At 73.8% G+C, this 8,361-nt stretch carries 8 protein-coding genes; 7 read left to right on the forward strand and 1 reads right to left on the reverse strand.

Annotated features, from left to right (window positions below; translation table 11 throughout):
- From AE652_RS28635 to AE652_RS28655, 5 genes are all read left to right on the forward strand, one after another.
- A partial coding sequence (locus AE652_RS28635) for an NB-ARC domain-containing protein (protein WP_049656666.1) occupies window positions 1-2,138 on the forward strand: 2,138 nt, incomplete at its 5' end.
- Between the two features lie 133 nt (window positions 2,139-2,271).
- Entirely contained in the window at window positions 2,272-3,180 is a 909-nt protein-coding gene (locus tag AE652_RS43210; protein WP_053112315.1) for a CAP domain-containing protein, read from the forward strand.
- Between the two features lie 42 nt (window positions 3,181-3,222).
- Window positions 3,223-4,083 carry a peptidoglycan-binding protein gene (locus AE652_RS28645; protein ID WP_049656668.1) on the forward strand — a complete coding sequence of 287 codons (861 nt, stop codon included), beginning with the start codon at window positions 3,223-3,225 and terminating at the stop codon, window positions 4,081-4,083.
- 35 nt (window positions 4,084-4,118) lie between these two features.
- Window positions 4,119-4,685 (forward strand): RICIN domain-containing protein, encoded by a 567-nt coding sequence (locus AE652_RS28650; protein WP_049656669.1) that lies wholly within the window; start codon window positions 4,119-4,121, stop codon window positions 4,683-4,685.
- 281 nt (window positions 4,686-4,966) lie between these two features.
- Window positions 4,967-5,674: a hypothetical protein gene (locus AE652_RS28655; RefSeq protein ID WP_049656671.1), complete on the forward strand. Its 708-nt coding sequence runs from the start codon at window positions 4,967-4,969 to the stop codon at window positions 5,672-5,674.
- Window positions 5,675-5,727: 53 nt separating this feature from the next.
- Here the strand turns inward: AE652_RS28655 and AE652_RS28660 are convergent, their stop codons facing one another.
- Complete coding sequence (locus AE652_RS28660; RefSeq protein ID WP_049656674.1) at window positions 5,728-6,393, reverse strand: TetR/AcrR family transcriptional regulator; 666 nt, start codon at window positions 6,391-6,393, stop codon at window positions 5,728-5,730.
- A 325-nt stretch (window positions 6,394-6,718) separates the two neighbouring features.
- Here AE652_RS28660 and AE652_RS28665 point away from each other — a divergent pair, with 325 nt between their 5' ends.
- The gene (locus AE652_RS28665; protein ID WP_049656675.1) at window positions 6,719-7,177 is read left to right on the forward strand and encodes a DUF6542 domain-containing protein; all 459 of its coding nucleotides are present in this window, start codon (window positions 6,719-6,721) and stop codon (window positions 7,175-7,177) included.
- A partial coding sequence (locus AE652_RS28670) for an LCP family protein (RefSeq protein ID WP_053112317.1) occupies window positions 7,170-8,361 on the forward strand: 1,192 nt, incomplete at its 3' end. The genes AE652_RS28665 and AE652_RS28670, both read left to right, overlap by 8 nt.

Raw genomic sequence — 8,361 nt, forward strand, 5'->3', positions numbered from 1 at the left:
CCGCCGCCGACGCCCCCGGCGCCGCCGACACCTGGCGGGCGCCCGACCAGCTGCCGTCCGGCCTGCCCGACTTCACCGGCCGCACCGAGGAGGTCGAGGCCCTCACCGACCGCCTCGCCGGCGCCGGCGGACGGGCCGTCGTGGTCTCCGCCCTGGACGGCATGGGCGGCGTCGGCAAGACCACCCTCGCCGTGCACGTGGCCCGCCGGACCCGCGACCGTTTCCCCGACGGGCAGCTCTTCGCCGACCTGCGCGGCGCCGACCGCACCCCGCCCGACCCCGGCACGGTGCTCGCCGGCTTCCTGCGGGACCTCGGCGTCGCCCCCGGCGAGATCCCCCCGGACACCGGGGAGCGCAGCGCGCTCTACCGCTCGGCCCTGGCCGGGCGGCGCGTCCTGGTCGTCCTCGACAACGCGGCCACCCCCGGCCACGTCGAACCCCTGCTGCCCGGCTCGCCCGGCTGCGCCGTCCTCGTCACCAGCCGCCACCGGCTGACCGGCCTCGCCGGAGCCCACCAGCTGCGCCTGGACACCCTGCCGCCCGGGCAGGCGCTGGAACTGCTCACCCGGATCGTCGGCGCCGACCGCGTCGCCGCCGAGCCCGGGGCCGCCGAGGAGGTCGTCCGGGCCTGCGGACTGCTGCCGCTCGCCGTCCGCATCGTCGCCTCCCGGCTCGCCGCCGACCCCGCGCTCACCCTGGCCACCCTCGCCGAGGGCCTGCGCCGGGAGCACCGGCTGGCCGAACTCAGCGACGGCGAACGGACGGTGGAGGCCAGCTTCGCGCTCTCCTACCACCGCCTCGACGTCGAACTGGCCCGCGCCTTCCGGCTGCTCGCCCTGCCCGACACCCCCGACATCCCGCTGCCCTGCGCCGCCGTCCTGCTCGACCGCACCGAGGCCGAGACCGACGAACTCCTCGAAACCCTCGTCGACCTCAACCTCCTGCAGTCCCCCCGCTTCGGCCGGTACGGCTACCACGACCTGGTCCGCGCCTACGCCCGCGGCCGGCTCGCCGCCGAGGACGGCCCCGCCGAACGCACCGCGGCCACCGGACGGCTGCTCGACTTCTGCCTCGCCACCGCCCGCAACGCCGACGTCGCCGCCCGCAAGCCCGACCCGGTCGAACTCAGCCTGCTCGACGTGCCGGTGCCGCACCCCGGCCGGCCCGTCGCCGACGGCACGGAGGCCGTGCGCTGGATGCGCGAGCAGGCCGAGGTGCACGCCGCCGTCATCGCCCTGAGCTGCGCCGACCCGGCCCTGCCACTCGACCGCGCCGTCGAACTCGCCGACCGGATGGGCGCGGTGCTCGCCGAACGCACCCAGACCACCGTCATCGCCGACCTCGCCGAACGCCTGGCCGGCGAGGCCGAGGCACGCGGCGACCACGGCCCGCTCGCCCTCGCCCGGTACGTGCGCGGCAGCATGCTCTGGCACGTCAACCGCTACGCCGAGTCCGTGGAGGAGATCCGCCGGGCCGTCGAGGTCTGCACCACCACCGGCACCGACCGGGTGCTCGCCAAGGCCCTGCTCACCCTCGGCGGCAACGCCCGCGTGCACGGCCGCTACGCCGAGGCCGCCGAACACGCCGGCCGGGCCGCCGGGCTGTTCCACCGCCTGGGGGCCGGACGCTCCGAGGGCAGCGCGCTCGGCGAGTTCGCCTTCAGCTGCGCCCAGACCGGCCGGCTCGACGAGGCCCGGGAGGCCGCCGAGCGCAGCGCCCGTCTGATGCGCGACTCGGGGCCGGTCTCCGCCGCGATCGGCCGCTACTACCTCGCCCGGGTGCTGCGGCTGTGCGGCGACCCGGAGGCGGCGCTCGACCACGCCGTCGGCGCCCGCGACGAGTTCACCGCCCTCCAGGTCACCGTCTTCGCCGCCGCGTCCGGCGACCTCGCCGCCCGCGTCCACGCCGAGGCCGGCCGCTGGCTGCTCGCCGTCGACGCGGCCGAGGCGGTCCTCCCGCTCGCCCGGCGCACCAGCCCCGCCCTGGAGGGCGCCCTGCTGCGCACCCTCGGCACCGCGCTCACCGGCCTCGGCCGCCCGAGCCAGGCCCGGGCCTGTCTGACGGACTCCCTGGAGGTGTACGAGCGGCTGGGGCTCACCGAGGAATCGGAGCAGGTCAGGGCCCTTCTGACACGGTAGACGCGGCATCAACGGCGGCACCGGCCACGCGTGTTGACCGGCCGTCTACCGCCATGCAGGAACGTCTCTCTCGTCAGGCCCCGGGCCGCAGCGGTTGCGGCCCGGGGCGACACCACAGACGAGAGGCGCCACCATGCCCACGCTCCCGCAGCACGGCCAGACCTGGACGATCAAGTCCGCCAACGGAACCGTCGCCGACGTCCGTTCCAGCCAGACCGCCGCCGGCACCGCCGTCCAGTCCTGGGGCTCCAACGGCACCACCGCCCAGGGCTGGACCTTCTGGGCCAAGGAGAACGGCAGCTTCCTCCTGGAGACCCAGCTCACCACCGGCAAGCACGTCGGCGGCCAGGCCATGGTCATGGACTTCAACTACTCCACCGGCCAGGCCTGGCTGTACAACGAGCACAACCAGCCCAACCAGCACTGGTGCTTCGAGCCCCTCGACAACGACTGGGTCCGCGTCCGCACCACCCGCACCAACGAGGGCATGCTCTACCTCACCGCGGCCGCCCCCGGATCGCCGCTCACCCTCTCCAGGCAGGACGACGGCAACCCGGCGCAGCGCTGGCAGCTCGTCCCGGCCGGGGGCATCAGCAGCGGCGGCGGCCAGCAGCAGCCCCAGCCCCAGCCGCAGCCCCAGCCCGGCGGTGGCGGCGGCGGTGACTTCCGCTCCGAGATGCTGAACGCCGTCAACGCCGAGCGCGGCCGGGTCGGCGCCCCGCCGGTGCGCCTGGACGACCGCCTCAGCGCGGCCGCCCAGCGCCACGCCAACGACATGGCCTCGCACGACCTCACCCAGCACAACGGCACCGACGGCAGCTCCCCCTGGGACCGCATCGCGGCCGCCGGCTTCGTCTCCCGCTCCTCCGCCGAGAACGTCACCCCGAGCAACAGCGTGCCGGAGGCGATGCAGATGTGGATGAACAGCCCGGGCCACCGGGTGAACATCCTCAACCCCGACTACAACTACATCGGCATCGGCTACGCGCCCCGCCAGCGCGGCAACTGGGGCCGCTACGTGCAGACCTTCGGCAAGGCCTGAGACCCCGACCGGCACCCTTCCACGAACAAGGAGTCCACACCCATGTCCTCGAACGCGGCGGACCTGATCCGCATCGCCCGAGACGAGGTCGGCTACCACGAGGGTCGCAGCGGCGGGCACTGGAACAACATCCAGAAGTTCTCCCCCGCCGTCGCCGGCCTGGAGTGGTCCCAGGGCGAGGCCTGGTGCGCCACCTTCGTCTCCTGGTGCGCCGAGCAGTCCGGCAACGCCGGGCGATTCCCGGTGACCGCCTCCTGCGCGGAGGGCGTCGCCTGGTTCAAGGAGCGCGACCGCTTCACCGAGTACCCGGTGATCGGCGGCCAGGTCTTCTTCGGGCCCGGCGGCGGCAGCCACACCGGCATCTGCATCGCCTACACCAGCTCCACCATCACCACCGTCGAGGGCAACACCAACGACGGCGGCAGCGCCGAGGGCGACGGCGTCTACCTCAAGACCCGTGAGCGCCGCTCGGACTGGGTCTACGGCTACGGCATCCCGGACTTCGCCGAGGGCGCGGTCCTCGCCGACCCGGAGTGGAAGGACCGGCCCGGGGCGCTCTACTTCGGGCAGGAGGCCTCCGCGGAGGACAGCCCCGACGGCGGGGCCCCGTCCGGCGGCGGCGCTCCGGCGGGCGGCGGCGGTGACGGCGGCGACGGCTACGAGCCCTTCCCCGGCGCCGACTTCTTCCACGACGGCCAGAACAGCGACGTCATCACCCGGATGGGCGAGCGCCTCGTCGCCGAGGGCTGCTCCGCCTACGCCGAGGGCCCCGGCCCCGAGTGGTCCGACGCGGACCGCGAGTCCTTCCGCAACTGGCAGCACAAGCTCGGCGACTCGGGCGCGGACGCCGACGGTGTCCCCGGCCCCAAGCAGTGGGCCGCGCTCGCGGTCCCGCGCGGCTGAGCCGGCCCGCCCACCACACCAGAAGGAGAGACCCGATGAGAACCACCACCCGTACCCGCAGGCTCCTCGCCTCGCTCGGGGCCGTCACTGCCGTCGCGGGGGCGGTCGTGGCCGGCGCGCCGGCGGCGCAGGCGGCACAGGCCGGCGCCTGCGACCTGTCGCCGTCCGTGGGAGCCTTCGCGGCCGTGAACAACGGCTCCGGCGCCGGCGCGCTCGACCTCTTCCACAACGTCGAGGCCAACGGTCAGCCGATCATCGTCTGGCAGGCCAACCAGTCGCCCGCGCAGACCTGGTCGTTCTGGAAGTACTGCGACGGCACCACGGCGATCGCGCACGGGCAGGGCAAGGTGATCGACCTCGACACCGGTTCGGGCGCCGTCCACCTCTGGGACACCCCCGGCGGACTGGACGGCCTCAACCGGCCGGCCGGCGACTGGATGCCCGCCAACCAGAAGTGGCGGCTGACCGACGAGGACCACGGCTGGTACCTGGTCCGCAACGCGGCCACCGGGCAGTGCCTCACCTCCAACGGCGGCGGCCAGGCCACCGGGGTGGCCTCCTGCGACCCCGCCGCCCCGGCCCAGCGCTGGCTGCTCGGCTGACGAACCACCGGGCCCGGTCCGCTCTCCAGGCCGAGCGGACCGGGCCCGGTCTCCTCCGGGTGCCCCACGGCCCCCCGCGCCGACGCCGGTCGGCCCCTCGCCGGCCCCCCGTCCGGGCGGCTGATCACGACTCGGCATCCCTTGTCACGGTGGCGCGAGGGACTCGTCACGACCGTGTCAAGGACGCGTCGAAGCCATGGCCCCGCTCGTTCGCGCTGCGCTATGAACGTCCCTCAGGAGGACCACCGGCACCGGGGGTCCGCTACCACGGGGGACATCACGTGAAGCCCATCCGCAGCAGTCGTCGCGCCCTGGCCCTGGCCTCACTGGCCGCGGTCGGCGCGCTCACCCTGACCGCCTGCAACGACGACGCCTCGTCGTCCGACACCGCCAAGACCCCGCCGGCGACCGGTGCGCCCGCCACCCAGGCCGCCTCGCCGAGCACCGCGGCCACCACCCCGGCCGCCTCCGGTTCGGCCTCCGTCCCGGCGGGCGGCGCCGGGTCCGGTTCGGCCACCGCACCCGCGCCGGCCGGCAGCGCCCCGGCGGCCGGGACCACGCTGAAGCTCGGCGACGCCGCCACCATCCCGTTCAGCTCGGGCAGCACCAAGGGCACCATCGCGCTCGCGGTCACCTCGATCGAGAAGGGCGACCCGGCCGACCTCGCCCCGCTCAACCTGGGCGACAAGGCCAAGGGCCTGGTGCCGTACTACATCCACTACAAGGTCACCAACGCCGGCGGCACCGACCTGTCCTACACCAGCGTCAGCCACATGAAGGGCCTGCTGGCGGACGGCAGCGAGGCGCAGGAGCTGATGGTCATCGGCTCCTTCGCCAAGTGCAAGAGCGAGTCGCTGCCCAAGGGCTTCACCAACGGCCAGTCCGCCACCTCCTGCGCGGTGGCGATGTCCCCGGAGGCCTCCAAGGTCGCGGGCGCCGAGTACTGGGGCGAGCCGTACACCCTCGGCAAGGGTCTCAACTGGAAGTGATCCACGGGTGGTCCGGACGGGGGCGGCGGCCGGCCGCTCCCGCCCGGGCGGGCTCAGCCCCGTGCCGCCGAGGACGCCTCCGCCGCCTCCGGCGCGCCGTGGATCCGCAGGAAGGCGTCCACGCCGGCCGTCGCGATCCGCTCGACCTCCTCGTCCGCCACCGGGAGCGCGCCCCAGAAGGAGCGCTCGGCGACGCCGTGGAAGGTCAGCAGGGTGAACTGCTCGGCGGCCAGGGCGGCGTCCTCGACCGCGAGCAGCCCGCGCCCGGCGAGCGCCTCGACGTGCTGCGCGAGCGCGCGCTGGGAGGCGACCGGGCCGGCCTCCAGCCAGGCCTCCAGGACGTCCGCCGGGATGTTGGCCACCTCGGCCCGGATCGCCCGGCCGAGCGCCCCGTGCTCCCCGGCCGACAGCACGGCGCGGGCCCGCTCGACGGCGAAGTCGATCAGGTCCCGGCGCAGGTCCACCACCCGGCCGAGGTACGTCGCCATCAACCCGTCGATGCGTTCGGTCAGTTCCGCCGAGGTCCGCAGGGCCACCGACAGGAAGAGGGTCTCCTTGTCGCCGAAGTGGTTGTAGACCGTCCGCTTGGACACCCCGGCCTCGGCCGCGATCGCGTCCATGCTGGCCCGGACGTACCCCTCGCGGCCGAACACCACCGTCGCGGCCCGGGTGATCGCCTCGCGCTTCTCCGGCCGTCCCGCTCCGCCCGTCGTCGCCACGGCCCTCTCCTCTTCCGTCGGCGCACCGGCCGACCCTCTCAGAAACTGCCCGGTGTAGTTTATCCAGGCCACGGAAGACCCGGACGTCCCGCCGAACGGACGTGCTCTATGCTGCGTACGACTTCTACACCCGTGTAGAAGACATTGGGAAGCGCCTCCCCCGATCACGGGTGGCCGGACCCCCGCACGGGAACCGGCCGACCGGCAACCGGCGTCCGGAACTGGCAGCGCCACGAACAGAGTTCCGGACCGACGAAACCGACGGACGGCACGCGGCGCAGGCGCCACCATGGCGCGCGGAACACGGGAACACCGGGGTGAGGGCGTGGCGGGGCAGCGAGGACGGTCGGCCGACCAGCGGACGCGCCGACGGGCGGCGGACAAACCGGCCGGGCACATACGCCCGCTGCCCGGCGGCCCCGCGCTGCCGGCGGCCCTCGCCCTCGGACTACCGCTGGCCGGCGCCGCGGTCGACGAGCTCTCCGGCCCCGGCATGGGCCTGGTCTTCGCCGTGGCCGCGGTGCTCGGCACCGGCCTGGCGGCGGCACTGAGCAGCCGCAACGGCTGGTGGTGGGTGCTCGCCACCTCGCCGCTGGTGGTCCTGGGCGTGACGGCCGTCGTCGAGTTCACCGCCCACCGCGACCGGTACCAGGGCAAGGGCCTGGCCACCGGCGCCGCGAAGTGGGTGGTGCACGGCTTTCCCGTGATGGCCGAGGCCGCGGCCGCGGCCGTCATCGTGATCGCGGTCCGGCTGGTCCGGGCGAGGAGGAGGCAGCATGGCTGACAACCCCGGGACCGACGGCGGCGCCGAGGCCCGCCGCCCCCGCCGCCCCTCACCCGCCCTGGTCGCGGGCCGGGTGATGGCCTGCACCGTCGGCCTGGCGGTGTTCGCCGCCAGCGGGGTGGTCTGGTACGAGTACAAGCAGCTCACCGACGGGATGACCACCTCCGGCGTCATAGCCGAGACCAAGAAGGACGCCCCCAAGCACCTCGACAACTCGGTCAACCTGCTGCTGATCGGCCTGGACAGCCGCAAGAACATGGACGGCACGGACCTCCCGCCCGAGTTCGTCCAGGACGAGCTGCACGCCGGCCACAGCTCCGACATCGGCGGCTACAACACCAACTCGCTGATCCTGCTGCACATCCCGGCGAACGGCGGCAAGGTGCAGGCCGTCTCGATACCCCGCGACGACTACGTGATGACCTACGACGCCAACGGCTCCCAGATGGGCATGGCCAAGATCAAGGAGGCCTACGGCGCGGCCAAGGACAAGGCCGACGCCGGTCTGCGCGCCAAGGGCCTCAAGGGCGCCGACCTGGAGAAGGCCGGCCGGGACATCGGCCGCGCGGCCACCATCCGCACCGTGCAGAAGTTCCTCGACCAGCCCATCGACCACATCGCCGAGGTCAACCTGATGGGCTTCTACGACATCGCCAAGGCCCTCCAGCCGATCGAGGTCTGCCTCACCCACGACACCAAGGACCCGGCCATCGAGGGCCAGGGCTCCGGGGCCGACTTCCACAAGGGCGTCAACAAACTCAACGCCTCCCAGGCGCTCTCCTTCGTCCGCCAGCGCCACAACCTCGACGGCCCGGACGGCAACACCGGCGACTTCGCCCGCACCCACCGCCAGCAGGCCTTCATCTCCTCGGTGGTGCACAACCTCAAGCAGAAGGGCGTCATCGGCGACCTCGGCAAGATGCAGGAGCTGATGGGGGTGATGCAGAAGGACCTGGTGATCGACAACGAGTGGAACGTGCTCGACTTCGCCCAGCAGGCCCCCAACCTCACCGGCGGCAACGTCGAGTTCAACACCCTGACCTTCGACGGGTTCGGCACCAAGAACGGCCAGGACGTCAACCTGGTGACCCCGGCGAAGGTCCAGAAGGTGGTCAAGCAGCTCTTCGGCTACGCCGACGCCGCCCCCGCGCCGGCTGACCCGGCCGCCGCCTCCGGCGCGCCCG

Origin of the sequence: Kitasatospora sp. MY 5-36 (assembly GCF_001182915.1) — a bacterium.
Classification (GTDB): Bacteria; Actinomycetota; Actinomycetes; order Streptomycetales; family Streptomycetaceae; genus Kitasatospora.

Excerpts from the sequence above, each read along its gene's own strand:
- AE652_RS43210 (WP_053112315.1), top strand. The coding sequence starts at position 2,272 with ATGCCCACGCTCCCGCAGCACGGCCAGACCTGGACGATCAAGTCCGCC.
- AE652_RS28645 (WP_049656668.1), top strand. The coding sequence starts at position 3,223 with ATGTCCTCGAACGCGGCGGACCTGATCCGCATCGCCCGAGACGAGGTC.
- AE652_RS28650 (WP_049656669.1), top strand. The coding sequence starts at position 4,119 with ATGAGAACCACCACCCGTACCCGCAGGCTCCTCGCCTCGCTCGGGGCC.